Raw genomic sequence first — 24,853 nt, forward strand, 5'->3', positions numbered from 1 at the left:
CGGCTACTTTGGCCGTTTCTGCGGCTCCGGCATTTGCCGACTGCGGGGCCAACGGAACTCGGATCTTTTATTGTGACACGGAGAACGCCTCCCGCGTGCAGGTCTGCCTCCAGGATGAGACCGTTCAGTTCCTCGCAGGGCCAGACCTGTCCAACCCGGTTTATGATCTGTCCATGCCCGTTCAGTTCATGCCCTATCTGTCGACCGGAATTTCGCAATCCGAGGACGACTTCAGCTACATCCGGTTTTACGAAGGAAAGCGGGTTTTCACCGTGGGTGTGGATCGTGATCTGGAGTTCGCCTCAGTGGCAATGGGGCTGGCGTATGACTTCCTGCCTGTAAACGAGGAGGCTTGCAATCCGGAGTCTATTGTCGATCACTTCCAAATGCTTGACCAATTCGCCCATACCACAGGCCGGGTCGCCCCGGTTGTGTCCGTTCCTGCCGTGTCACCGGACTGTGGGCCAGTCCATGCGCTGCGGCCTGCGGAGTGGATGGAGGACAAGGACGTCAGCCCAATCCACCTGAGGCCTGAAGCGGTCACAACCGAGGTCATACCGGTTGATCAGAACGTGCGTGTCTGTGGAGCGCCGGTCGATGGGTGGCAGGGGGTACGGTTTGAGTCTTATGGGTTTGAATGCGACCTGAACGCACCGGATGCAATCGGCGCTGTGTGTAGCTCTGGTTTCGTGCGCCTGTCGCAACTGCCGGAGATCTCTGAACAGGCGCCGCCCCCCTCCCGTCCACAAGCGCTTGCTTGTCAGGCCGGGGGCTTTCGGTTTGTAATGGTGCGCGCCGACGACGGGGCAGTCACAATCGAAAACGATCAGCTGCGCCTGACCCTGCCGCCGGGATCGGGGCCAGGTACCACCACCGATACCGGGTCAGAACAGGTCATGCGCTTGAACGACAAGTTGACCCTTTCGCTCTCTCACGAAACTCTCGATCTGAATGTGTCCCACAGCGAGCAAGGCCAGCAATCCGGCATCTGCGTACCGGTTGATCTGAGCGAAATTTCAAAATGATTTGAGCCTTTCCCCTGCCATGGGGGAACCCATGGCAGGCCTTGCCTTTTCCATCCAGTTTTCAGGAATACCTTGATGATATTCAATCGAGCTCTTGCGGCAGCCGTCGCAGTGACCTTGTCATATGGCGCGGCCTCTGCCGCAGATCTGGCAGCCATCGGCAATGCAAATTTCACCCAGTCTGTCGGGCAAATCCGCGCAACTTTTGAGGCGCAGGGGTATCGCTGTGAACGCCTGGGCATCATGGATCCTGACGATGGTAGAATTGATGAAACGGGCTGCGCGCTTTGGAAGGACGAATTTTCCTTTCCCGACGCGGATACGCTTTCAATGTGGACCATGCGTTATCAGAAAGACCACGAGATGCTGATCGTCGTCTTTGGCGAGCAGCAAGGCGAGGATCGCGTGTTGATGATTGGCCAGGCCACGTTTTTCGAAGATGCGACCATCGAGATGTCCTCCTCGGATTTTCTGCAGGATACGCTTTCTGTATTTTCCGAGGTCACTCCAACATTTGGCACCTTCGATGCCTCTGAAGACACGTTAGATCTGTGCATTCTGATGACGAAAGAGGCCTCCGTGCTGCCCCCCGCAGAACTGCCGGTTTCCGCATTGGAAGAGAGCCAGAGTTTTCTTGGCTCCCAGATCAGCCCGGCAGCCATCCTCTGCGAACGCTGGATGAACCAAAAACGCGATGCAGTTGCAGAATTCGCCCAATCCGACGCCGGGCCGGCCTATGCGCGTAAGGTCCTATATTACGCTCAGGATGGAAAGGCGCAGCAATACATGGATTTGCTGTGGGACGTTCAGGCGGTCGTAGACTGGCACCAGTAGCCCCTTCTGGCCGAAGAAAAATCGCCTTCATAGTGTCACATGCGGCAGCGTGTTGGGCATGAAAAGGGGCCGCTTGCCTCGGGTCTTTCATGCCCGTTTTTTTGAGGGCTGTTATGTGTGTCTATCCGGTTTTCCGTGTCGGCCGGCGCCTGGGTCATTTCTGCGGCGTGTCCAAATGAAGCGGTTACACCCAAAGGATGAACCGCTGATGTGGCGAAAAAATTCCCCTTAACATCATAGAAGTAATTGCTATTTCAATCTGCGAATTTAGGCGGCAACGCCGCAAGCAACCTGAAGATTGATCTATGCATGCCCCCTTTGACTTGATTAACGATATTACCGAAGCGCAGACACTTGATGCAAAGCACCAGCTTTTTGCAGGCTTCATGGAAGCGGAATACGGCTATGTCGGTGTAAACTACGGTCTTTTCCTGGACACGCGGTCGCTGCACGCCATTCACAACAACCATGTCTCCAAACGGTCGGGCCTACCCGACGAATGGCGTGAAATCTATCAGCGAAACAACTACGCCTTGGATGACTTTGGTATGCGGATGGGGGCTCTCACACGTCAGCCCATCCTGCAATCCAGTTTTTACCGCCTGTTGGAAGAGGGTGAACTTCCTGGAAATTTTGCCCGTGTCGTTTGTGGGGTCCGCAACTTTGTGTCCTCCGGTGTGGTGCTTCCACTGTACGCCAATGGGGTCAGAGGGATCGTAGGGCTTTTCGATCCCTCCGGGGACATCGTCAAACACGACGCCAGATTTAACCGGGACCGGTCCGTCATCCAGGCGCTGGCCAATCACCTGCACCTGTGCAGCGACTGGTCCGCCGAAGTGGTCATCCAAATGGGTCTGAGCGAGATGAACCTGCAGGTGTTGCGCCTGAAAGCGCAGGGGCTGCGCGTCAAGGAGATCCTGTATGAGATCCAGCGGGAAAACCCCAAAACCGTTGACAATCACATGCTGCGGGTTCGCAAGGCTCTGGGCACGCGCAACGACATGGAAACTGTTCAGCGCGCGGCAAAGCTTGGGCTGCTAAAAGAGGATGGTCTACATGCGCAGGAGGTAAACCCCCAGCTGTATGACGCGCTAAGGCTTCCGTAAAATCAGACTGGAACGCTGTCGATGGAAGGGATTTCGGATCACCTGAACTGATATGGGTTTGACCGAGTGTGCCGCGCCTTTATTGCACAGCCATCATATCGTGAAAGACGCGTCAGAAACTTGGCGAACAACGGGTGTTTCGGTCTCGCGTCAGCCCATGAACAGGTTTCGTTGCTAAACAAACCAATGTCAGCTTTCGTAGCGCCGCGTTTGCAGCTACGGGCCTGAGGATGAGTGCCCGGTATGGGCCGGCTGTTACGTTTTGCCGAGCTGCTTGATATCGCGGCGGATTGCACGATAGACCTTGCGACCCCACTCTGAATAGATTTTGGGACCAGGATGAAAGCCGTCAGGGCTCATTTGTGAGACGTTAGGTTCAAAATCCATTTCAATAAACCGACATCCAGTACGATTGGTGACAAGTTTGCGAAGCGCCCGATCAAATCGTGCTGCCTGTGCACCCAATACCCACCGGAGCGGTTGTGGGAGCAGCGGGAAATGGTGGATTGGCGGAATACCCGATATGCAAATGACATCGGCCTGAAATTTCAGCTCTACCAACTGAAGCAACATCGAAAAACGCTGCAGCCATTCCGATAGAGGCACGCGTGCAGTGATATCGTTTACGCCAAGCGAAACGGACACGATATCAAATTTCTGTGGTGCGCGCTCCTGCAGACGGGCGATCGTATCGGCAGTGGTGGCGCCGGTCTTCGCATCTACAGACCAGTAGACTGTATTCGTCTGCGAAAGCCTTTTGCGCATATGCCCCAAGAGCGCTTCTTCTTGATGCGAGGTGCCGACCCCGACAGCAGAACTGTCGCCGATGATCAATAGACGAAGGTCAGGGCCCTGCCCGCTGACACCATCGCGGCGACCGGAAGGATCAGCCAGGTGCAACGCTGAACGGCGCACAAATGCGCCTTGAGCGACCAAAACTGGAAACAACAGAATTCGTACTGCATGGTCTAACATGTCAGGCTCCAAAACGAGACGCGTTACGGCGAGAGTGACACGGAGAGAGATCATACCGAGCTTCCGTATCGTCCAGAAACTCGTCCGCAAAGCTCGAGAAAATATTTGTTGGTTCTATTGTATATGCTATCGCGTCATGCGGAATTGACGGTAATCAATCGCATGCGCTCGTACCCAGAATTGGCAGTCGTCTGCGCAGGTTGCAGCACCGATAAGTTCAGGCTCCTGACCAGCCATTCGCTGCGGTCTGATCGAATGCGCGCAAAGGGCCGACCAGGCTCGTACATAGTGTTTTTTGGCCAAGAGGACTGGCGTGCTATACTGTTACAAGTGGGCCAATCGGCTATTTTTCTGGGAGGATATCGTCAGACAAAGGCAGTTGTTCTGCCTCTGGGCTGACTAGCCTGGCAAGATAATCGCTCGTCGGGTTTGGGTCAGGCTACATTCGGAAGGCTGAGAAAACTTGACAATGCCCATCGGCTCTTTGTCTCAGCGCATCAACATAATGAAAACCCGGTATAATAGAAGTTGCGACGCGACCAGCACTGCTGCAAAGACTAGTGGCGCGGGTTGCCACCCGGTCAGTTGTTGCATCCAGCCAGCAATCGGCGGCATGAAGGTCGTCCCGAAATAAAGCCAAGTCTGAAAAATTCCCATTCCGATGGCTCGGCTTTCGGGCCGCAGTGCCACGGCTGGCAAAACTAGGATGACCGCTACCGGCAATCCGATCAACAGCCCAGCCCCCAACAGCGCTGCAACCGCCAGACCCGGATGGTCCAGCAAGGGCAGACAACTCGCCCACCCACGACAACAACCGGCCGACCATGAGCCCCGTGACGTCCGGGGAAAGAGCGGCGACGGTAGCGCCCAGTGTCATCGCGAGCAGGCTTAGAACGATCACACGTTTGTCGCTGAACCGCTCTCCCAGCATGCCTGACGGGAAAGCCAAGAAAATTCCCGGCGCGTAGTAAAGCCCAATCAGCATGCCGATTTCGCCAAGGGACAGACCGACTTCCATTTCTAGGCTCGGCCCGATAGCAGCAATTGATTGCACCTGAAATCCAAGGCTCAATCGTGCGACGGTCAGAATCAGAAGCGCCCGCCATCTTTTCGGCATTCAAATAACCACTCGGTGAGAGGGATTTAACGGCGTATGTTGAAGCCAATGCGGTTTCAAGGGGCAGGTTATGCGCGCTTTCAAGACGCCTTCGACCGGCGCCAATCCGCAGCGGTTCACGGGAATTGAATACGAAAGGCAGAAATCGCGCAAAGGAAGACTTTTGTTTTGCGTGGTGCGACTTAGGCCTTCGCTGCAAAAGCGCACCTTGCGAGTGGTTCGAAATCCGATGCCGCTGAGTGAAGTGCGGCCTAGCAAGTCAATCGCGGAAAACAAGTCACGAAATTTGGCAGTCTCTGCCGCCAAATTTTGGCGCAATCGGTTTGCTATCAGGACAGGCTAAACCGCGTAAAGTTCGTCAAGTGTGCCGTGCAGCGCGTGGCGATTGCCCGAACCGGGCTTTGAAGGCACGACTGAAATGTGCCATGTCGTTAAAACCCCAAGAAAACGCAATGCTCGTCAAGGTGCGGCTCGATTGCCCGGGGTCAATCAGATCGCGCCGCGCATTCTCCAGCCGCTGCCCCCAAATCCAACGACTGACCGTTTCGCCCTCTGTGTCAAAGGCACGGTGGACCGTGCTGACATCGACCCCTTGCGCAGCCGCTATCATACCGACACAAAGCTCCGGGTCGCACAGGTTTTGCAGGACATAGGCCTTGATCGCGGCGCGGCGCGCCCCTGACGCGGTTTCCTCCGGTCGGGCCTCGGCGCCGGGCAGCGACAGCAACCCGGCGGTCAGCAGCCCGCGCAGCGCCTCTTCCATCGGGCGTGCGGTCGCGCCGTCCGAAACACTCTGTGCATTGGCCACGGTTTCAACGGCGTGTAGCACGGCGCGGCCGATGCTGGACCCACCCGGAATGCGCCGGGCGGTCAACCGATCCGGCGACGTCAGTTGCGGGCGCAGGACATGGCCTGGTAGAGCAACGACATACTGAGAGAAATCCTCGTCGAAAGTCAGGTCGTAGGGCCTCTTGGTGTCATACAGCACGAAATCCCCAGGCGCGAGCGTCGCCACACGCCCGTCCTGCACAACGGTGCAACGCCCGCGTTTCTGGATGCTGAACAGCAGCTTGTCCTCTTCGTGGCGGGCGATGCTGCCCAGCGTGCGGCGGACCTTTTGCGCGGCGGCGCGCACCTGCGTCACACCGATTTCACCGACTATGCCCGACTCGATCTGGCCATAGAACGGTGCCTCTTGGTTGCGGTGTTCGCAGTCGAGCGAGGTGTATGTTCGGCAGACCGCCTCGATCCAATAAGACAGGCTTTCCCTTGGTGCGACCGAGGATGTGGTCCAAAGCGTTTCCATGACAAAAGTCTATCCGAGCCGCGTTTCCTGTCCAGCAATTTGCAGTGGGCTGCAACTCTCAGTCAAGTTTTGCGCGGCGGGTAGACAAGCTGGGGCGACGGCTCTCCGATTAAGATGGTCGCGGAACATAAAGATATGTCCGACAAGGAGACCCAAATGACCAAGCAAAACCCCAAGTTTCGCGCCGCCGCGGTTCAAGCCGCGCCGGTCTTTCTCGACCTCGAAGCGACGGTGGACAAAGCCATCGGCCTGATTGAACAGGCCGCGCAGAACGGCGCCGAGCTGATCGCCTTTCCCGAAACCTTCATCCCCGGCTACCCGTGGTATATCTGGCTCGACAGCGTCGCGTGGCAGATGCAGTTCGCGCAGCGCTACTTCGACAACTCTCTAGAATACGGCTCACCACAGGCCGAACGCCTTGCCCGCGCTGCGCGCGACAACAAAATCATGGTGGCCCTTGGGCACTCCGAACGCGACGGCGGCAGCCTGTATATGGGCCAGTGGCTCATAGGTCCCGATGGCCGCACCGTCTCCAAACGCCGCAAGCTGAAACCCACCCATGTGGAACGCACGGTGTTCGGCGAGGGCGACGGGCGTGACCTGTCGGTGCATGACAGTGAACTGGGCAAAGTCGGCGCGCTGTGCTGCTGGGAGCATCTCCAGCCGTTGACGAAATACGCCATGTTCGCTCAGAATGAGCAGGTCCATATTGCCGCGTGGCCGAGTTTTTCGATTTTCCCGGGCGGGGCGTACCAGCTTGGACCCGAGGTCAACACCGGAGCCAGCCGCGCCTATGCGGTCGAGGGTGGCTGCTTTGTCATCGCGCCGACCGCCATCGTCTCTCCCGAGATGTCCGAGATCATGTGCGACACCGACACAAAGAAGGCACTTTTGGCCGTTGGGGGCGGCTATGCGCAGATCTATGCGCCGGACGGTCAGATGATCAGCAATACCCTGGCGCCCGAGGAAGAAGGGCTTGTCTACGCCGATATCGACCTTGGCATGATCTCTTTGGCCAAAGGCCCAGCGGACCCGGCAGGGCATTATTCGCGCCCCGATGTCACGCGCCTTGTGCTTGATCGCAGGCCGCGCGACGCGATGTCGGTCCTGAGTTCGGACAGTCCGGCGCGTGACGCCACTAACGAGTTGCCCGAGGAAGAACCTGACCTGAAGGCAGTCTGACAAATGCGTGCATAACCGGCGCATGGGATTTCTCATGCGCCGGTTATGCATGAAATCGGCGGCGATAGTCGCCCGGCGTCAGTCCAACGATTCGGTGAAACACCTTTCGGAAAGAGCCGGTGTCGGAATAGCCGACCTCCCACGCGATGCGCTCGATAGGCTGGCGGCCGAATTGCAGCAGCTCCTGCGCCTTGGCGATCCGAAGGCGTTGGGCGTATTCGGTGGTCGTCAGGCCGGTGGCCTTCTGGAAACGCCGCAGGAAGGTGCGCTCTCCGAGACTGGCCAGATCGGCCAGCTTTGCCAGGCGCGCGTCGCGCCCTTCGTTCGCCTGAAGGAAATGCTGCGCCTTCAGGACCTCGGCATCGCCATGGGTCATGCGGGGCACGAAGCCGCTGTAATAGCTTTGCTCGCGCCCCGGCGGGTCCACCAACATCATCCGTGCGGTCTGCGCCATGACCACCGGGCCGAGGAAGCGGTCCACTAGTTTGAGGCCCAGATCGGTCCAGGACATCAGCCCGCCCGCCGAGATGATATCGCCCCCGTCAATGATCAGGCGGTCTGGGTCCAGCGGCACATCCGGAAAGCGGTCGCGAAAGGCATCGGCATAGGCCCAGTGGGTCGTCACGGCCCGCCCATGCAGCAGCCCGGTTTCCGCCAGCAAAAAGGCCCCGCCACAGACCGAAGCCAGCACTGTACCCTCGGCATGGCACGCGCGCAGCCAGTCGGCCAACGGCGCGGCGGTTTCGGGTGCAATTGGTGCTTCGAGTGATGGGGGCAGGATCAGCACGTGACAGGGTTCGTCACCCGGCCTGTCGGGCGGCGCGTCCAGCGTTCGGACCAAAAGCCGGTCCTTCTGGCTGACCATTCGGCCAGCCACGTGGAACAAGTCCGCCAGCCCCATCGCCGCCGACGTCTGCACCCCCGGATACAGAAGGATGCCGATTCTGAGCTGCTCCATTTGTCGATATCACCCCGCTTTATGTCGATTGCGCCAATAGCGAAAACCGTGACCTTTGGCCAGATTGGCGTCAAGAGACGCGCGAACGGCCCGAAACGGTCACGCGCGCTCATTCGGCACAAAAGGAGACAGCCCATGAAAATCCACCAGATCCGCAATGCCACCCTGATCGTGACCTATGCCAAAAAACGCTTCCTCGTCGATCCCTACCTGGCCGACAAGGACGCCTATCCCGGCTTCGAAGGCACGTTGAATAGCGAGATCCGCAACCCGCGCGTGGCGCTCAGCATGCCGATGGAGAAGATCCTCGACTTCGACGCGCTGATCCTGACACACCTGCACCCCGACCATTTCGACGAAGCCGCGATCAAGCTGCTGCCACGTGACAAGCCGACCTTCGTACAGGACTATTCGGACGCAGAACTGATCAAGGCCCTTGGCTTCACCGATGTGCGCCCGCTGGGCATCGAGACCACCTTTGAGGGTGTCACCCTGTCGCGCACCTGTGGTCAGCACGGCTCGGAACAGGCCTATGTCTACGCCGCCGAACTGCTGGGCAACGTGATGGGCGTGGTGTTCCGTGCCGAGGGCGAAAACACGCTGTATCTTGCCGGTGACACCGTCTGGAACCAGATGGTCGCGACCAACCTCGAAATGTTCAAGCCGGATGTGATCGTGCTGGCCGCCGGTGACGCGCAGGTGCCGGGCCTTGGCTCGATCATCATGGGCACGGACGACGTCAAGACGGTGCATGATGCGGCGCCGACCGCGCAGATCGTCGCCAGCCACATGGAAACCGTGAACCATTGCGCACTGAGCCGGGCCGACCTGCAGGCCTTTGCCGAGGTCAATGGCATGACCGACCACCTGTGGATCCCCGCGGACAATGACGTTCTGGAGTTCTGAGCATGACCGAAGCGAACAAAGCGACCGTCCGTGCCTTCTACGAGGCCATCAACGAGCAGCGTTTCGACGATCTGGCGCAGTATTGTCATCCCGACTTCGTGTTCTACCACCAGGTGGACACGCCGCACCCCGGCGTCGCAGGCTTCCGGGCGTCCGAAGAAAAGAACTTCGCGGCCTTCGATGACTGGCAGATGCCGATTGTCGAGCTGATCGCCGAAGGGGATCAGGTTGCCTCCTACATGATTTTTGAGGGGATCCACGCACGCGACTGGGCGGGAATTCCCGCGTCGGGGCGAAAGCTGAGGTTTTCGCTCTTCATGAAGTTGACCCTCAGGGATGGCTTGATTGTGGAAAAGCGCTCCCATTTCGACCGAGCCGATATCCGGCAACAACTCGCCGGATGACAGCGGCATCCGACACGAAGCGGTCTCGATTCCGCCGCCCGAGCCCCGTATCCGCGCAGTGACGGCTCCGTTTGGTCCTACCGGGATCTAGACGCCCAAGGACGCGGTGATCGCCGCCAAGGCCACTTGCGCGGCGATCACCGAGGCGCTGGTCCCTGATGCGGCCACCATCGCATGTCTCAGCGATCCAGGCCTTCTCCGTATCCGGCAAGGGGGGATCTTCCCCGTTGTTGGCATCGCAGCGGTCGCAATGAGCAGGGCTGTAGAACTCGGTCCCCGATACTCGATCCTGACAGTCGCCCCGACGACAGTCCCCGGCATACGGGCACTTGCCGAAGCCTGCGGAATGGCGAAACATCTAACAGGCGTACACGCCTTGCCGACCGGGGTCTCCAGAGCCAACACACCGGTGACCAAACCCCTCGTGACATGACCGAGTTGGCCCGGAAGGTCCTTGTCTCGAACCAGCCCGACGTGATTGTCCTGGGCGGCGCGATTACGGCAGGTATATCACACCATCTTGCGCCGGAGCTTTCGATTCCCGTGCTGGATGGCCTGTCCTGCATCATTCGACTGGCTGGAAGCCTGGCGACGCACGAGCAGCGGCTTCGGATATGACCCAAGGGTCAAGACGTACCCCCCCTGAAAAGCTCACAGTTTGAAGGCGCACCAGGCCGGGATGGGATGGAAACCAAGGGACTGTGCCGCTCAGCATGAAGGTACCAAACCCCTGCCTCGAAAAGAGAGCACTTATGGGAACCTCAGGGCAGGTTTTCCTTGAAATAGATATCGAACTTCAGAGGATCGGGCGGCACTTCAGGTGCAGCCAAGGTTCTGATCGCTCGGTCTATCAATGCATCCGGGTCCTGATCGAAAACCGCATCCATCGTCCCGTCTAAGAGCGCTCGCCGTGTGTCGGTAGTCAGCCCATGGCCCACGAAAACCACGTCGTCTCGCCCAAGTTCACGCAGCGCCCGAGTGATCCCGCTGGACGACCCACCGACATTGTAGATCCCAACTAGTTCCGGCTCCTGCTCAATCAAAGACTGCGTATGACGGTAGTTTTCGCCCGCATCGTCATGACCTTCACGCAGACCGACCAGCCTGAGCCCCGGAAACATCTCTTCGATCACGCTCAGAAAGCCTGCCTCGCGATCACTGTGCGCACGGTAATTTCGACTACCCGCCACCAGCGCAACGGCACCGTTGCCGCGTCCGGAAAGCCGCCCGACGAGCAATCCCCCAGTGCGGCCAACGGCATAGTTATCCAGCCCAACATGAGCGACACCGGTTCGTTCACCTAGGTTTGATACGATGGTGACAAGATTTACACCCTGGCCTGCGATTTCGGCCGCCGCCGCCCGGACCTCAGGATGTTCGATGGCGAAAAACGCGATGCCATCGGCCCATCCTGCGCTCTTGCGCAGTGCAGTTGCAAGCGCACCGGCATCGAAACTGTCGATGAAGTAGCAGCGCAAGAACGGATCGGTCGTACCGGAGCGCCCGATACGGTCGCGCACCCGGTCGCCCAGAAGCCGCAGATAGGGATTGGTCCCAGCGGGCAGCAGAACAGTCACGTTCATCGGCCTCGCCGCTCCGATGTGCGCGACCTCGTCCTCACCAAGATAGCCGACCGCGCGCGCCGCATCCAACACCCGGCGACGAGTGCGCTCCGCCACGCCCTTCCGCCGGTTTATAACCCGGTCCACCGTTGCCATGGAGACACCTGCGCGTGCAGCAATGTCTACAAGAAGCGGCTTTTCCCCAGTGTCAGGCATACCAACCCCTCATAATCCATCATTTCAATTTTCTGGACCAATCATGCCTCAGATCACTAAACTCGTCAAAGCTGTCGTATTTTGGGAGGAGGCGCGTCATTTTTCGAATGACACCCCTCAAAATACATCACATACTCTGGGAGGAGAGAGATGACACATTCATTCAATCTGAACCGCCGGTCCATGCTCGCCTTGGGCGGTGCGGCCCTTGCCGCCCCCCTGGTCGCTTGTCCCGCACTAGCCGCCACAACCCTGCGCTACGGTCACAACAATGAAGTCGCCTCGGTCGCTGGCGCTCAGGCCGACTGGTTCGCAGATGCTTTAGGCCAGACTTCGGGCGGCGATATTGAAGTGCAGGTATTCCCGAACTCGCAGCTGGGTAAACTGCAGGAACTGGCAGAGGCGGTGTCGCTTGGCACCATCGCATTTTCCCACAATACCGCAGGCGCGCTCGGCTCGCTTTACCAGCCCTTTGCCGCGCTCGACACGCCGTATCTTTATCGTGACATCGACCACCTGATGGCAGTGACGGACGTGGAAAGCCCAGTGATGCAGGAGCTGAACAAGGGACTGATCGAAGCTGCAAATGTACGTGTGATCTACGCCCACTATTTCGGACGCCGGAACCTGACGTGCAACAAAGCGATCATGAGCCCTGCAGACCTTCAAGGCACAAAGATCCGCGCTGTGCCCTTCCCAATCTACACCACCGCCGTCGAAGGCATGGGCGCCGTGGCCGTGCCTGTCGACTGGTCCGAAGTTCCCACCGCGCTGGCCACCGGGGTCGTGCAGGGGCAGGAAAATCCTGTCAACGTGGTCCTGAACGTGAAACTCTATGAGGTGCAGAGCCATCTCATGCTGACTGGCCACATGTCCAACGCCGAAGTCGTCGTAATGAACGAAGATGTCTGGCAGGGCATGTCTGCCGCCGAACAGGACGCCGTCCGGGAAGCAGCAAGCCAGACCCGCGAGAAGGCGACCAAGGCCATTCTCGACAACGAAGCCGGCGAAACCCAACAGCTGCGCGATCTCGGCATGACCGTAATCGGCGAAGAGGACGGTCTCGACATCGCGGGCTTCCGCGACGGCGTGTCCAAGCTGGTCGACGCGCGTTTTGGAGCGGAATACGGTGACCTTTACGCCAAGATCGCAGCGGTCGGCTGATGACACGGAAGATGCCCACTCTTCGCATCGCGCTCGGGCGGGTTGCGGGGATCGGGGTGGGGCTTGGCCTCACCCTGCTTGCCCTCATGGCCAGTCTCGTGGTCCTGCAGGTCGCGGCGCGCAATTTCTTCGATCTCGGACTTCCATGGGCCGACGAACTGGCGCGATTTTGCGGAATTGGACTGGTATTTCTGTCCGTTCCTGCACTCGCTGGCCGCCAGGCGTTGGTGTCGGTGACACTGCTGCCCGACCTGTTGAGCAAGCGTCCGGCCCGCTGGCTGGCGCTCCTGTCCGACATCGCCACCCTCGCTTTCGGTGTGCTGCTCCTATGGAGCTTTGCCGAATTCTTGCCTCGCGCCGGTAAGTTTCTGACCCCTGCAATGCGTGTGCCGAACTGGTTCTATTATTCGCTTGCTCTGACCGGATCGCTTTTCATGACACTTGTCGCCCTGGAACGCACAGTCGCCACCCTGCGCGGCAGGTGCCCGTCGGCACCCTATGGCGAACCCTCTGCCGAAGAGGCGCTGGAGACCACATGACCGCCCTGCTACTGACCCTCTTCGTTGTCTTGCTCGTTGCAGGCGCGCCAATCGCGGTTTGCCTAGGCCTCTCTTCGGCGATTGTGATCGTCACACAAGGTCTGCCGGTTTCAGTGCTGGCACAACGCAGTCTGAACGCACTCGACAGTTCGCCATTGCTGGCCGTACCACTCTTTATCTTCGCCGCTTCGCTTCTGAACGCGACCGGCGTAACCACTCATCTTTTTGACCTCGTGCGCATGGTTCTGGGCCGTATCCGCGGCGCTGTGGCCCAGGTATCGATCCTCGTATCACTGATTTTCTCAGGCGTCTCCGGTGCCGCGCTTGCCGATATCGGCGCATTGGGCAAGATCCAGATCGACCAGATGACGCGCCAGGGCTACAAACCCGAATTCGCCTCTGGCCTTACCGTTGCCGCCGCCACCATCGGTCCGATTTTTCCGCCTTCAATCCCGATCATCATCTACGCCAGCGTCGCCAATGTCTCGGCCGTGCAGTTGCTGCTCGCCGGAATCGTACCGGCGCTGTTGCTGACCGTGTTCCTGATGATCCAGGTCGCCATTGTCGCCCGTACCAAATCCCTGCCGCGCGACGACATCGCCGCGCGCCCCGCAGATATAGCAAAAAAAGCCGTCATCTCGTTCCCGGCGCTTCTCGCCCCCATACTGCTTATTACGGGCCTGATGTCAGGCTATTTCGGTCCAACCGAGGTGGCAGGCGTCACTGTCGCCTATGCCACACTGATCGGAATCTTCATCTATCGCAGCCTGACACTGCGCGGTTTCATAACCGCCCTACGGGAAACCACCACAGCCACCGCGAACATCCTCTTCGTCGTGGCAACTGCAGCCCTCTTCGCCTGGGTTCTCACGCTTGATCAGGTCCCGATGAAGGTCTCTGGCCTTCTCCTTGGCCTGTCCGATAACCCACTCGTGCTGCTGCTTTTGGTGAACGTGCTCCTGCTGGTCGTCGGCATGATCCTCGAATCGATTGCAGCGATCCTCATCATCGCCCCCATCGTGGCTCCGGCCCTGACCATGGTCGGCGTCGACCCATTACAGCTCGGGATCGTGTTCGTCCTGAACCTGATGATCGGGCTGCTGACCCCGCCGGTGGGAATGTCGCTCTATATGATCACCATCATTACGAAAATGCCGATCACCCGCGTCATCGCCGGCGTGATCCCCTTCTTCCTCCCACTACTCCTGAGCCTCCTGGTTGTCACTGCCATTCCGGCACTGTCCACATGGCTCCCTAACACACTGATGAAATGAGGCGCGCATGAGCAATCTACTCGGCCCGATCCGCCAACTTGGTATCGTCGTGGACGATATCGAACAGGGAATGAAGCACTGGTCTGACGTCATGGGCGTTGGCCCGTGGTTCTATAACCCGCAGGTTCCGATCGTGGATTATACATATGATGGGCAAAGCTACGAACCGCACAACTCGGTCGCGCTGGCCAACTCCGGCGACATGCAGGTTGAGCTGATCCAGACACGCAACGACGTACCTTCGATGTATCGCGACTACATGCAAAAGGGGCTGCGCGGACTGCAACACGTCGCTTTTTGGACCAAGGATTTCGATGCCGACCTGGCCATGATGAAGGAGCGAGGCTTCACCGTGAAGATGTCAGGCTGCGTCGGCGAAAACGGGCGCTTCGTTTATTTCGCCGAGGAACATCACCCCGGCACCTGTATCGAACTATCTGAGGTGATGGGCCCCAAAGGGCGTCTGTTTGACTTGATCCGAGCAGCGTCTGTCGATTGGGATGGTACCGATCCAATCCGCCCGTTCCCGGACTTCTCGGCTATCTGACATGAATTGCATCGTCGCAGAGTATCTTTTGGAAACCCCGTTCCCCCTGGCCGATGTCGCCGCAATGATGGCTGGCGAACAATCTTCCGGCACCTTCGTGCGCGTCGCGGGCGAAACCGACGAATTGCGTGCGCGATCAGCCGCCGAGGTTCTTAGCATCGAAGAATTGGGCGAGCTGCCCGCCCCGACGCTTGCCTCCGCCTATATCGACCGCAAGGGCGCGCCAGGTCCGGCGAAGCGGGCCCGCGTACGTATCGCCTTCCCTACAAGAAATATTGGGCGCAACTTGCCCACGCTGGCGGCGACCGTCTCGGGAAATCTTTATGACATCGGCGAGATCACCGGGTTGAAACTCCTGGATATTTCAGTTCCGGCGGAGTATCGCGCGCGCTTCCCCATACCCGTGCAAGGGATCTCGGGTACCCGGGCGAGTCTCGGTGTGACCGGGCGGCCCGTTTTTGGCACCATCATCAAACCCAACGTCGGCATGCACCCGGATGCCATTGCGGCGCTGGTCGGCGACCTCTGCGCTGCAGGCGTGGATTTCATCAAAGATGACGAGGTCTGTGCCAACCCTGACATCGCACCGCTGTCCAAACGCGTCCCCCTGGTCATGGAGGCAATCAAACGGGCAGAGGACGCCTCGGGCCGCCGTGTAATGATGGCCTTCAACATTACCGACGAAGTGGACGCAATGCGCCGTCACGCGGACCTCGTGGTCGCACATGGCGGCACCTGCGTCATGGCTTCGCTCAACTGGTGCGGTCTTTCGGGAATCGAGAGTCTGCGCAACCATACTGACCTCGCCATTCACGCTCACCGGAATGGCTTTGGTGCCATGAGCCGTCACCCAGCGCTCGGAATCGCGTTTCCGGCATATCAGGCTCTGTTCCGGCTCGCCGGTGTCGATCATATGCACGTGCATGGGATCGGTGGCAAATTCGTGGATAGCAGGGACGAGGTGACCGAGGCCGCACGCGCCTGTCTCGCCCCGCTGACCCCAGGTGCCGACGACCGGGTCATGCCCGCGTTTTCCTCTGGCCAATGGGCCGGCACGCTGCCTTCTGCAATGGAAGCCTCGCAGAACGAGGATTTCATGTTCATGTGTGGCGGAGGCATCCTCGCCCATCCCGGCGGCCCGTCCGCCGGCATCGCCTCGCTTCGTGAAGCCTATGCGGCGCTTGCAGCCGGCGAGGACCTCGCGACTGCGGCAAAGGACCATGCAGCTCTTGCCAGCGCTCTAGATTTCTTTGGGGCAAGCTGATGGGCGCGCGCATCGTTTTCATCGGTGACGATTTCACCGGGGCCTCGGACAGTCTCGCATCCTACGCACGACGTGGGCTGCGGACACGGCTTGTCACGGGTCATACCACACCGCAGGGCAACCTCGATGTATTGGGCGTTGCGACGGACCTCAGATCGCTCTCTCCGGTACGCGCGCTGGACACCTTGCGCACGCTCTGGCCGATGATCGAAGCTGAAAAGCCCGAGGTTATCCATCTCAAGGTCTGTTCGACCTTTGACAGCGCGCCTGGGGTTGGCTCCATCGGGGCCATCGCGCGTGAGATTCAGCATCTTTTCGAGCCTGAAACGTTTGCCGTCATCGGCGGACAGCCGAGCTTGGCGCGATACTGCGCTTTTGGCAATCTCTTCGCCCACGGCCCGGGTGGCGCGGTGCATCGCATTGATCGCCATCCCGTCATGGCCCGCCATCCCGTAACACCAATGAACGAAGCCGACCTGGGGCTCCACCTCGCGGCACAGGGACTGGATCTGCCGGTGCGGATCCTTGTATCCGACCTTGATGAGTCTGCAACAGTGGCTGAACGCTTGGGCGATGGTCCTGCGCTGGTCGACAACACTTGCGCACTTGATCAGCTTCACATTCGGGCTGCACTGGACCGAATACCGGGTCGCAAGCTGCTCGTTGGCGCCAGTTCAGTAGCGGAGATCCTCGGCGATCAGATCACTGAACTGTCTCCCGTCACGCTGCCCCCGCGCGACGGCAGCACCCTAATCTTTGCCGGGTCTCGCTCTTCGGTGACAGCGGCACAGGTTGCAGCGGCCACCGAGTTCGAGTGCGTGGCTCTGTCCCCAGATCTTCTGTCCGAAGATGGCGCAGCGCAAAGGATTGCCAGGAGCTACCCCAAGAACAAGGATTTGCTCCTCCACCTTGTTCCGGACGCCGATTATTGCTGTGAACCGGCAGTGCTTGCTGACGCCTGCGCAGCTTTTGTGCAGGATTTCGTGGCAGCCCGTCCTGTGCGTGCGCTCGGGCTTGCTGGGGGCGACACTTCGAGCCGTATCGTGACTCGGCTCGGGTTCGACGCACTCGATTTCCACCGGGATCTTGGTCAGGGCGCTTGCGTTTGCATTGGACGCCACGGGGATCCCTCACAAGATGGCTTGCCCGTGATGCTTAAAGGCGGACAAATGGGGGCAGTTGGCTTGTTCAATGATTTTACGGCCCAAAGCAAGGCAGACCTAAAGGATGTGTCTGCGAAGGCCGACAAGAGTTGATCCCTGTTGCCGCACCTGCAGTTAGGCATCGCTGCACCTTGCACGAATGCCGCGAAGAGCTGTCAGCGGACATATGTCGCACCCAGGGAACTCGACGACAATACTGGGCGCTCAGAGCAATAAGAGCTGCGCCCAAAGCCCATGCGTGGAAACCCCAGGCAGTGTTCCGCCTGGGGGGCGGTCTACCCGTACATCCGCAGAGCGCAGTTGGTGAAATCAAACGAACTCGAAGTATTCCCAGATCTGCCCATGCAACACAGTTTGGTCGAAACTGATGGTGATGGCATCACCGGTTGTGCCAAAGCCGATTTCGAAATTGCCGCTACTGGAATCCCGGGTGACATGAATACCTTGGGTGGCCATTGCTGCTTCTACTTCCTCGGCGCTTGCCGTCGAGGTATCAACATCGACACCAAATCCCTGCAGGCGTAGGATATCGCCGCCGAAACGCTGCATGGTGATCCGATAGGCGTGCGGCACAATGACCGTCACTTCTTCGATCTCGATATTCGCGGTGCTCTCGACCCAAGTGACGTTCTCGCCAAGTTGAGACATGATCAGCTGCGCACGCATCTTGCCGACTTCATGGACGCATACAACTTCGCACGCAGTTTAAAGACCCTGAACGGCCTCACACGCTGCGAATACATCTGCAAAATCTGGACTTCAGAGCCAGATCGTTTCATCCTAAATCCGATCCACCAGACGCCGGGACTGAACACCTAGGACGCAACAAGGGCGCTTTGGCGCGGAACCGGACTTGCGGCGGTGCGGCACGCAAATCTTGACCTTGCAGGCTTCGGCGCGACTACCCGGATGACCGGTTCCAGCCCCAAAGCGGACGCGGCAGCTACCACCGCTCGCTCTCGACAGCTCCAGCAGGGAGGGCGGTTGGACTAAGCCGCTCTGCGGCAGGGGCGCTTTTGGCTGATGGCGTGCAAGCCCGTAGCGGGGGGGATGCGACCTTTCTGACCTGCCTAATGATTGGGGTCTTCTCATGACCCTAGAAATAGACAGTACGATCAGGTAGATATCTAGAAGCTCTATTCATCAGTTGGCGCATCCTATGTCAAAGCCGAGACCACCGCGAAAGCCACGTTCTGATGCGTCAGAAACCACGCGTTACAATTTGCTGTTAGCTGCGCGGGAAGCCTTTGCCGAGGCGGGGCTGGAAGGGGCGCGGGTGGATGATATCGGGCGGCGCGCCGGATCCAACAAGCAGCTTGTGTATCATTATTTCGGCAACAAGGATGGGCTTTATACTGCCGTTCTTGAACAGGTTTATTCCGAGATTCGCGAACGGGAGGCCGCACTTGACCTAAGTGCCTTTCCTCCCGAAGAAGCGATGCGGCGGCTGATTGATTTTTCGTTCGAACATCTGCGCGACAATCGTGATTTCGTGCGGTTGCTGGCTGACGAAAACACCCATGGCGGGCGGCATTTGATCGGGCTGGACACGGTGCGGGACGCCAACTCAACGATCATCGAACTGATTGGTGAAACCCTTGAACGCGGCGTGCGCGATGGCGTCTTTCGGCGGGGTCTTGATCCGCTGCATGTGTATCTGTCAATTGCCGGGATGTCGTTTTTCAACTTTGCGAACGTTCACACACTGAGCCGGATTTTCGACCGGGTTCACGACACGCCGGCTGCCCACGCCGAACGGTGCGCCCATATTGTGGATTTTACCCTGAACGCGATCAGGGTGCGTACCGATCCCGGCCTTACCGGCTGAGGGGTCGTTTTGCCGGTAAGGCCACGGGTTCAATCGGCCACGCTTTCCAGATCAAGAAGTTTGTAAATCCGTTGGGTATAGACGCCAAAGGAATCCTGCGTTTTCATCGCAAGTTTGCGCGGGTAAGGCAGGTCGATGGGAAAATTATCGGCCATGCGCGCAGGGCCAGCCGTCAACACCGCGCAGCGAGAGCCCAATAACACCGCTTCCTGAATGGAATGGGTTACAAACAGGATCGTCTTGTTCGATGCTTCCCAAATGCGGAGGATTTCGAGGTTCATCTTTTCTCTGGTCAGCGCATCCAATGCGCCAAATGGTTCGTCCATCAGCACCATTTTAGGGTCGTGAACCAAGGACCGTGCAATTGCGGCGCGTTGTTGCATGCCGCCCGACAATTCGTAGGGGTAGCGGTCTTCGAATCCGCCAAGACCGACCATCTGCAGCAGATCGCGGGCGCGTTCGCGGCTTTCTTTTACGGGCAGGCCTATGATTTCGGCCGGAAGCATCACGTTGTCGATGATCCGCCGCCATTTCAGCAAAAGCGCCTGTTGAAAGACCATGCCGATGTCACGACTGGGGTCGAAGGGAGCACCGGGAGTTCCGATTTGAACGGTCCCGACATCAGGCTTTATCAGGTCGGCAAGGATTTTCAGCACGGTCGATTTACCACAGCCGGAGGGGCCAACCAGCGATACAAACTCGCCCTCGTTCACATCGAGCGTGACATCGGACACCGCCAGAACGTCGCGATCGCGTGTGTGGTAGACTTTGCGGACGTTTTCCATCCGGATGATCGGAGTGCCGGTCATGTCAGCCACCTTTCGAGGTTTTCCGCGACAAAGGCATCGTCGGTTAAATGCGGGTGATCCCGGGCGACTCGGGCGATTTCATCAGCCTGGCCAGAGCTTAGCACCTCATTGGGGCTGAGGCATCGGGTGTGGGTCAACAGACCTTGTTTGCGCAACACTTCGTGGCATCCGGCGATGGCGCCGCGAAACCCGTTGGCCACGTCAAAGAGCGCGGCGTTGCAATCGGTGACTTCGCTGTCGAGCGCGAGCAAATCTGCGGGTATCATGCCGGTTTGGGTGGCGTCGCGGCAACGGGCGTAAAGGTCGACAGCCGCTTTGGTCCATACCGACCAATGGCCAAGAAGCCCGCCGCGTATGTGCAAGGTCAGCGGCGCGCCATCGCGGGCAAGGGTAAATGGGGTGAGCAGGTCGCCAACGATGTGATCGTCGTTGCCCGTATAGAGCATTACGCGGTCTTCGGCGCGCGCGGCTGCGACACCGCGTATCACGTCCAAGGTTGCGTAGCGATCAAAGGGTGCCATCTTGATGCCGATTACATTTTCGATTTCGGCAAACCGGCGCCAGAATTCATAAGGTAACTTCATGCCGCCCACCGCGGGTTGCAGGTAGAACCCAAACAGCGGAATTTCCTCTGCGACGGCCTGACAATGGGCGATGATGTCATCAATGCTTGCGCCTTTGAAGGCGGCAAGGCTGATGAGCCCAGTATGATAACCAAGCCCGCGCGCGATTTGTGCTTCGCGCTTGGCCTGGTCTGTGCGCCCGACAATGCCGGCAACGCGCACAAGGGGTTTGTCAGTCCATTCATCTGCGGCTTTGGCACAGGCGTCCAGCACCGCCTCATAAAGTCCGTGTTCGCGGATTTCAAACTGGGTTGTATGTACGCCAACAGCAAGCCCGCCTGCGCCTGCGTCGAGATAGTAGCGGGTCAATGCCCGCTGTCGAAGGTGATCAAGTTTGTTGCCCTCATCCAGCGCCAGAGGGTGGGCGGGAATAACCGTGCCCTTGCGCAGCAAATCTAGTACGGGAGGGGGGATGTCTGTCCAATGTGTCATGTGGAACTGCCTTGTCGGGAATGGGGTTTAAGCATCAATTCTTGTGATGCCGTTTTGATCGGTTAGTAGCGCCCATCGCGGGCCTCGAATTTGGTGGGTTTTCCAAGGCTTGGCATGTCACGCGCTGTCCAGTCCGCCACCCAATCCAGCAGCCGTGCCAGCGGGACAGTCGGATAGCCGAAAAGATCAAATGCAGCGGCGGAATTGTTCAGCCACGCGGTGGGCGATGGGGTGCCTGCAATAATGGCCTCGCGCCCCATGCGCCGGGCCAATTCATTTGCCAACCAAGCCACAGGCAGGGTTTCCGGCCCGCTGACGTTCAGCGGAGTTGTCGGCGTGGTGGCATGTGCCAGTGCGCGCAAAGCATAGCGGTTTGCATCGCCTTGCCAGATCAGGTTGACGTGGCCAGTGCCGACATTGACAGGTTGGCCCGCGCGAATGGCATCAGCGATATCGCACAGCACACCGTAGCGCAGGTCGATTGCGTAATTGAGACGAATGATCCGCCCGGGGGAGCCGTGCACCTTTGAGAAATGTTCAAACATCCGCTCGCGTGCCACGCAGGATTGCGCATATTCGCCCGGTGGGTTGGGGGCCAGACTTTCGTCGGCACCGATGTCTTGGATCGGGACAAAGGGATAAACGCACCCTGTGGAAAAGGCAGAAATGCAAGCGTCAGGGAATGTTTCGGCGACCATGCCGGGCAGATAGCTGTTCATCGCCCATGTCAGGCCCTGGTTGCCGGAGGAACCGAATTTGTGACCCGCCATGAACACAATATTCCTAACGCGCGGCAGGCGGGTCAATGCGTCCCGGTCCAGCAGATCAGATTTGATCGTTTCGACCCCCCAGGCATCCAATTTCTGGCGTGTCTGCGCGTCAGAAAATCGGGCGACACCAATCACGCGCCGGTCGGGCAGGGCGCGTGCGGCCATACGTGCCAGGCTGGGGCCAATTTTTCCGCCGACACCCAGCACCATGACGTCACCGTCGAGCGTTTCCAGATCGCGGATTGTCGCAGCGTCCGGCCGGGAGAGGAGTTCCTCCAATGTTTCCAGGTCAGGTATCGTTGCGGGGAGGTGTTCAGTGATGGTTTCCATAAGGAATTTCCTTCTTGGTCAGGCGGCGTGATCGGGGCGGCGTGGCACCCAACAGTGGAGGATTTCAGATATTTGGAGTGATTTCGGGGTGGATCGTCGCGCGGTTATGTCGGAGCACCGTCAAGGCGCGCGTCCTTGACCACGAAAATCCGTTCCAACAGCATGACAAAGCCAAAGAGCGCGACGCCAAGTAGGCTTAGCAGGATCACGGCCATGAACATTGCTGCGGTATCCAGCGTCGATTGGACCTGTATCATCAGATAGCCAAGCCCCTGACTGGAGGCCACGAATTCACCCACGATGGCACCGGCAACAGCAAGGATTGCGCCGACTTTCATGGATGAAAAGATATAGGGCAGCGCGCTTGGAAACTGAATTTTGCGAAAGATCTGCCAGCGCGTGCCGTTAAGGGCGCGCACCAGATCCAGAAGATCGGGTTCAACTTCGCGCAGGCCGCGGGCGGTGGTGATCAAGATGGGGAAAATCGAAATCAGGAAGGCAAAAAAGATATTGGTGGTGATGCCATAGCCAAACCAGACAATGAGCAGGGGCCCCAAAGCAACCTTGGGTATCATGGAAATTGTGATGAACAAAGGGAACAGCGCCGCCCGTAACAGCCGAAACCATGAAAAGAGCATGGCCATCAACACACCCGTCGCGATGGCCAGTCCGTAACCGACAAAAATTTCCGTCGCGGTGACCAGCGTGTTGTTGCCCCATTGATAGACAGGGTTGGTCAAGGTGGACAGGGTTGCGCCGGGCGAAGGCAGGATGAATGCCGGCACAGCGCCTGATGCCGTCACTGCCCACCAAAGCGCAAAGACCGCAATATGTGCCGCTGCCCCCAGCGCCCAATTTGACCACCCTTCCGGCAGAAACGGCTGACGACGTTTTGGCGTCAATTTACTAGCGTCGGTCATCGGCTGATCCTTTTATCAAACGTTTGGTTGACAATGTAGAGAATAATTTTGCCTGTCAATATTGTATTATATCGAATATCCGCTCTGTTAAGTGGGGTCGCAAAGGGATCTGTGGGAATTACATCAACCATTTGGTTGAAGTTTGTTGACAGATTCATATTTGCGCGTCTAGCGTCGGTAGAGACAGCGCGGGCTAAGTTCTGAAGCGGCCCGCGCAGTCGATGAAATCGCAACCGGGAGATTGCAAAATGAAGCGCATGTATTTGAAATTGGTAGGGGCCTGTGCATTTGTGCTCGCGCCGATGACCGCTGAGGCCAAGCCTGTCAGCCTCATCCTCAATTGGCAGGCAGGTGCGGACCACGGGCCGATTTATTATGCGCTTGCGCAGGGCTGGTATGAAGAGGCCGGGATTGAGTTGGAAGTCGAGCCAGGAAAAGGATCGGGCATGTCTGCGCAGAATGTTGGGGTCGGTGCCAACGATCTGGGCATTGCAGAGCTTGGCACCGCCTTTCTGGCGAAATCCAAAGGCGCGGAAATCACCGCGATTATGGCCCTTTATGCGAATTCGCCGTTTGCTTTTTACTGGAAAAATTCCAGCGGTATCGCAGGCCCCGAGGATTTTGCGGGGCGGACCTTGGGCAACCCATCAGGTGATGCGGCACGGGTGATGTGGCCCGCATTCGCCAAGGCGGCAGGGGTTCCCGAAGACGGGCCAGAGTTTGTGAATATCGCGCCTGCGGCTAAAATCCCGACCTTGGCGGCGGATCGCGTGGACATCATAAGCGATTTTTACAATGCGCATGACCTAAAGCTGAAAGAGTTCGGCGACGATCTGGGTTTCTTGCGCTGGAGTGAGATCGGCCTGAACCCATACGGCAACTCTTTTATCGCCAACAACGAATTTCTTGCGGAAAACGAAGACCTTGTGCGCGCCTTTACCGAGATTACGCAAAAGGCCTATCGCGCCTGCGTCGAAGACCCATCGCCGTGCATGGATGCCTTGCTGGAAAATGCCAGCGGCTTGCAGCGTATAGATTTGGAAAATACCTGGGGCCGCGTTACGGAATTGATGACCACAGAGGCCACGGTGAACGAGGCGCTTGGCTGGTTCGATCCTGAGCGGATCTCCGAGACTTATGAGCTTGTTGATACTTATTTTGGCGTCGACACCCCGTTTGATATCGAAACCGCCTACACCAACGATTTTCTGTCCAAAGAGATCAAGATGACCGCAGCAAAGTAGGGCGCAGGCGCAGCCCTAGTGCTGCGTTATTGCAGCTTTGTTTTTGTATTGGCAGAACTTTCAGGCGGTACCGTTGCTGACTGAGCTACCCCCGAAATTCGGGCACTGACGTAAGCTGCGATTTGCTGTCCGTTGATCTTCCACACGAAGGAGATCGACGATGTCGAAAGGGAAACAACATCACCCAGAGTTCAAGGCCAAGATCGGGGAATGAGCCATGTCGCGCCACTGGTCCGAGCGACAATGGCGAATGCCGTCGCCAATGATTTCTTGGCCAGAAAGCTCAAATCCTGGACCGGCAAGTGAGGCGCAAGATGATCGAGCCGAACCTGCCGGGCTTGTCTGTCGGCAAGCA

General features: G+C 58.4%; 25 protein-coding genes and 1 pseudogene. 16 read left to right on the forward strand and 10 right to left on the reverse strand.

The window, feature by feature from the left end; translation table 11 throughout:
- Positions 1 to 95: 95 nt before the first annotated feature.
- The 3 genes from P2081_RS15985 (at position 96) to P2081_RS15995 (ending at position 2,965) form a co-directional block, all read left to right on the forward strand.
- Positions 96 to 1,025, forward strand: coding sequence for a hypothetical protein (locus P2081_RS15985; RefSeq protein ID WP_278923868.1), 930 nt, complete (start codon positions 96 to 98; stop codon positions 1,023 to 1,025).
- Between the two features lie 75 nt (positions 1,026 to 1,100).
- Positions 1,101 to 1,859, forward strand: coding sequence for a hypothetical protein (locus P2081_RS15990; protein ID WP_278923869.1), 759 nt, complete (start codon positions 1,101 to 1,103; stop codon positions 1,857 to 1,859).
- Between the two features lie 305 nt (positions 1,860 to 2,164).
- Positions 2,165 to 2,965 (forward strand): autoinducer binding domain-containing protein, encoded by an 801-nt coding sequence (locus P2081_RS15995; RefSeq protein ID WP_278923870.1) that lies wholly within the window; start codon positions 2,165 to 2,167, stop codon positions 2,963 to 2,965.
- 255 nt (positions 2,966 to 3,220) lie between these two features.
- Here P2081_RS15995 and P2081_RS16000 read toward each other — a convergent pair whose 3' ends face one another.
- From P2081_RS16000 to P2081_RS16010, 3 genes are all read right to left on the reverse strand, one after another.
- Positions 3,221 to 3,940: an SGNH/GDSL hydrolase family protein gene (locus P2081_RS16000; RefSeq protein WP_278923871.1), complete on the reverse strand. Its 720-nt coding sequence runs from the start codon at positions 3,938 to 3,940 to the stop codon at positions 3,221 to 3,223.
- Positions 3,941 to 4,379: 439 nt separating this feature from the next.
- The gene (locus P2081_RS16005) at positions 4,380 to 5,057 is read right to left on the reverse strand and encodes an MFS transporter (RefSeq protein WP_278923872.1); all 678 of its coding nucleotides are present in this window, start codon (positions 5,055 to 5,057) and stop codon (positions 4,380 to 4,382) included.
- Between the two features lie 358 nt (positions 5,058 to 5,415).
- Positions 5,416 to 6,363 (reverse strand): AraC-like ligand-binding domain-containing protein, encoded by a 948-nt coding sequence (locus P2081_RS16010; protein WP_278923873.1) that lies wholly within the window; start codon positions 6,361 to 6,363, stop codon positions 5,416 to 5,418.
- Positions 6,364 to 6,519: 156 nt separating this feature from the next.
- Between P2081_RS16010 and P2081_RS16015 the strand changes: the two genes are divergently transcribed.
- On the forward strand, positions 6,520 to 7,545 hold the full coding sequence (locus P2081_RS16015) for a carbon-nitrogen hydrolase family protein (RefSeq protein ID WP_278923874.1): 1,026 nt from the start codon (positions 6,520 to 6,522) through the stop codon (positions 7,543 to 7,545).
- A gap of 43 nt (positions 7,546 to 7,588) precedes the next feature.
- On the opposite strand, the gene P2081_RS16020 is transcribed toward P2081_RS16015, so the two are convergent.
- Positions 7,589 to 8,503, reverse strand: coding sequence for a GlxA family transcriptional regulator (locus P2081_RS16020; RefSeq protein ID WP_278923875.1), 915 nt, complete (start codon positions 8,501 to 8,503; stop codon positions 7,589 to 7,591).
- Positions 8,504 to 8,638: 135 nt separating this feature from the next.
- Here P2081_RS16020 and P2081_RS16025 point away from each other — a divergent pair, with 135 nt between their 5' ends.
- From P2081_RS16025 to P2081_RS20975, 3 genes are all read left to right on the forward strand, one after another.
- The gene (locus P2081_RS16025) at positions 8,639 to 9,409 is read left to right on the forward strand and encodes an MBL fold metallo-hydrolase (RefSeq protein ID WP_278923876.1); all 771 of its coding nucleotides are present in this window, start codon (positions 8,639 to 8,641) and stop codon (positions 9,407 to 9,409) included.
- A gap of 2 nt (positions 9,410 to 9,411) precedes the next feature.
- Positions 9,412 to 9,813, forward strand: coding sequence for an ester cyclase (locus P2081_RS16030; RefSeq protein ID WP_278923877.1), 402 nt, complete (start codon positions 9,412 to 9,414; stop codon positions 9,811 to 9,813).
- Between the two features lie 106 nt (positions 9,814 to 9,919).
- Positions 9,920 to 10,246: an aspartate/glutamate racemase family protein gene (locus P2081_RS20975; RefSeq protein WP_369011409.1), complete on the forward strand. Its 327-nt coding sequence runs from the start codon at positions 9,920 to 9,922 to the stop codon at positions 10,244 to 10,246.
- Positions 10,247 to 10,574: 328 nt separating this feature from the next.
- On the opposite strand, the gene P2081_RS16035 is transcribed toward P2081_RS20975, so the two are convergent.
- Positions 10,575 to 11,591 carry a LacI family DNA-binding transcriptional regulator gene (locus tag P2081_RS16035; RefSeq protein ID WP_278923878.1) on the reverse strand — a complete coding sequence of 339 codons (1,017 nt, stop codon included), beginning with the start codon at positions 11,589 to 11,591 and terminating at the stop codon, positions 10,575 to 10,577.
- Between the two features lie 150 nt (positions 11,592 to 11,741).
- Here P2081_RS16035 and P2081_RS16040 point away from each other — a divergent pair, with 150 nt between their 5' ends.
- From P2081_RS16040 to P2081_RS16065, 6 genes are read left to right on the forward strand one after another with little or no spacing between them, the layout of a single operon-like run.
- Positions 11,742 to 12,755 carry a TRAP transporter substrate-binding protein gene (locus P2081_RS16040; RefSeq protein ID WP_278923879.1) on the forward strand — a complete coding sequence of 338 codons (1,014 nt, stop codon included), beginning with the start codon at positions 11,742 to 11,744 and terminating at the stop codon, positions 12,753 to 12,755.
- An 11-nt stretch (positions 12,756 to 12,766) separates the two neighbouring features.
- Positions 12,767 to 13,294: a TRAP transporter small permease gene (locus tag P2081_RS16045; RefSeq protein ID WP_278923880.1), complete on the forward strand. Its 528-nt coding sequence runs from the start codon at positions 12,767 to 12,769 to the stop codon at positions 13,292 to 13,294.
- Positions 13,291 to 14,568 (forward strand): TRAP transporter large permease, encoded by a 1,278-nt coding sequence (locus P2081_RS16050; RefSeq protein ID WP_278923881.1) that lies wholly within the window; start codon positions 13,291 to 13,293, stop codon positions 14,566 to 14,568. Before P2081_RS16045 ends, P2081_RS16050 begins: the two co-directional genes overlap by 4 nt.
- A gap of 7 nt (positions 14,569 to 14,575) precedes the next feature.
- Positions 14,576 to 15,115 (forward strand): VOC family protein, encoded by a 540-nt coding sequence (locus P2081_RS16055; protein ID WP_278923882.1) that lies wholly within the window; start codon positions 14,576 to 14,578, stop codon positions 15,113 to 15,115.
- 1 nt (position 15,116) lies between these two features.
- Positions 15,117 to 16,379 carry a RuBisCO large subunit C-terminal-like domain-containing protein gene (locus tag P2081_RS16060; RefSeq protein WP_278923883.1) on the forward strand — a complete coding sequence of 421 codons (1,263 nt, stop codon included), beginning with the start codon at positions 15,117 to 15,119 and terminating at the stop codon, positions 16,377 to 16,379.
- On the forward strand, positions 16,379 to 17,635 hold the full coding sequence (locus tag P2081_RS16065; protein WP_278923884.1) for a four-carbon acid sugar kinase family protein: 1,257 nt from the start codon (positions 16,379 to 16,381) through the stop codon (positions 17,633 to 17,635). The genes P2081_RS16060 and P2081_RS16065 overlap by 1 nt, the downstream gene beginning before the upstream one ends.
- Before the next feature lie 216 nt (positions 17,636 to 17,851).
- Here the strand turns inward: P2081_RS16065 and P2081_RS16070 are convergent, their stop codons facing one another.
- Entirely contained in the window at positions 17,852 to 18,208 is a 357-nt protein-coding gene (locus P2081_RS16070) for a hypothetical protein (protein WP_278923975.1), read from the reverse strand.
- On the opposite strand from P2081_RS16070, the pseudogene P2081_RS16075 reads away from it, so the two are divergent.
- A pseudogene (locus P2081_RS16075) lies at positions 18,188 to 18,361 on the forward strand (IS481 family transposase); the annotation flags it as partial. The gene P2081_RS16070 and the pseudogene P2081_RS16075 overlap by 21 nt on opposite strands.
- A gap of 340 nt (positions 18,362 to 18,701) precedes the next feature.
- On the forward strand, positions 18,702 to 19,370 hold the full coding sequence (locus P2081_RS16080) for a TetR family transcriptional regulator (RefSeq protein ID WP_278923885.1): 669 nt from the start codon (positions 18,702 to 18,704) through the stop codon (positions 19,368 to 19,370).
- Positions 19,371 to 19,399: 29 nt separating this feature from the next.
- Here P2081_RS16080 and P2081_RS16085 read toward each other — a convergent pair whose 3' ends face one another.
- The 4 genes from P2081_RS16085 to P2081_RS16100 form a co-directional block, all read right to left on the reverse strand.
- The gene (locus P2081_RS16085) at positions 19,400 to 20,179 is read right to left on the reverse strand and encodes an ABC transporter ATP-binding protein (RefSeq protein WP_278923886.1); all 780 of its coding nucleotides are present in this window, start codon (positions 20,177 to 20,179) and stop codon (positions 19,400 to 19,402) included.
- Positions 20,176 to 21,234 carry a dihydrodipicolinate synthase family protein gene (locus P2081_RS16090; RefSeq protein WP_278923887.1) on the reverse strand — a complete coding sequence of 353 codons (1,059 nt, stop codon included), beginning with the start codon at positions 21,232 to 21,234 and terminating at the stop codon, positions 20,176 to 20,178. Before P2081_RS16090 ends, P2081_RS16085 begins: the two co-directional genes overlap by 4 nt.
- 62 nt (positions 21,235 to 21,296) lie before the next feature.
- Positions 21,297 to 22,334 (reverse strand): NAD-dependent epimerase/dehydratase family protein, encoded by a 1,038-nt coding sequence (locus P2081_RS16095; protein ID WP_278923888.1) that lies wholly within the window; start codon positions 22,332 to 22,334, stop codon positions 21,297 to 21,299.
- A gap of 104 nt (positions 22,335 to 22,438) precedes the next feature.
- A complete protein-coding gene (locus tag P2081_RS16100) occupies positions 22,439 to 23,254 on the reverse strand; it encodes an ABC transporter permease (protein ID WP_278923889.1) in 816 nt (271 codons plus the stop codon).
- A gap of 248 nt (positions 23,255 to 23,502) precedes the next feature.
- Here P2081_RS16100 and P2081_RS16105 point away from each other — a divergent pair, with 248 nt between their 5' ends.
- Complete coding sequence (locus tag P2081_RS16105) at positions 23,503 to 24,498, forward strand: ABC transporter substrate-binding protein (protein WP_278923890.1); 996 nt, start codon at positions 23,503 to 23,505, stop codon at positions 24,496 to 24,498.
- The last annotated feature ends 355 nt before the right edge of the window (positions 24,499 to 24,853 follow it).

The sequence above is a fragment of the Pseudophaeobacter profundi genome, assembly GCF_029697505.1.
Classification (GTDB): domain Bacteria; phylum Pseudomonadota; class Alphaproteobacteria; order Rhodobacterales; family Rhodobacteraceae; genus Pseudophaeobacter; species Pseudophaeobacter profundi.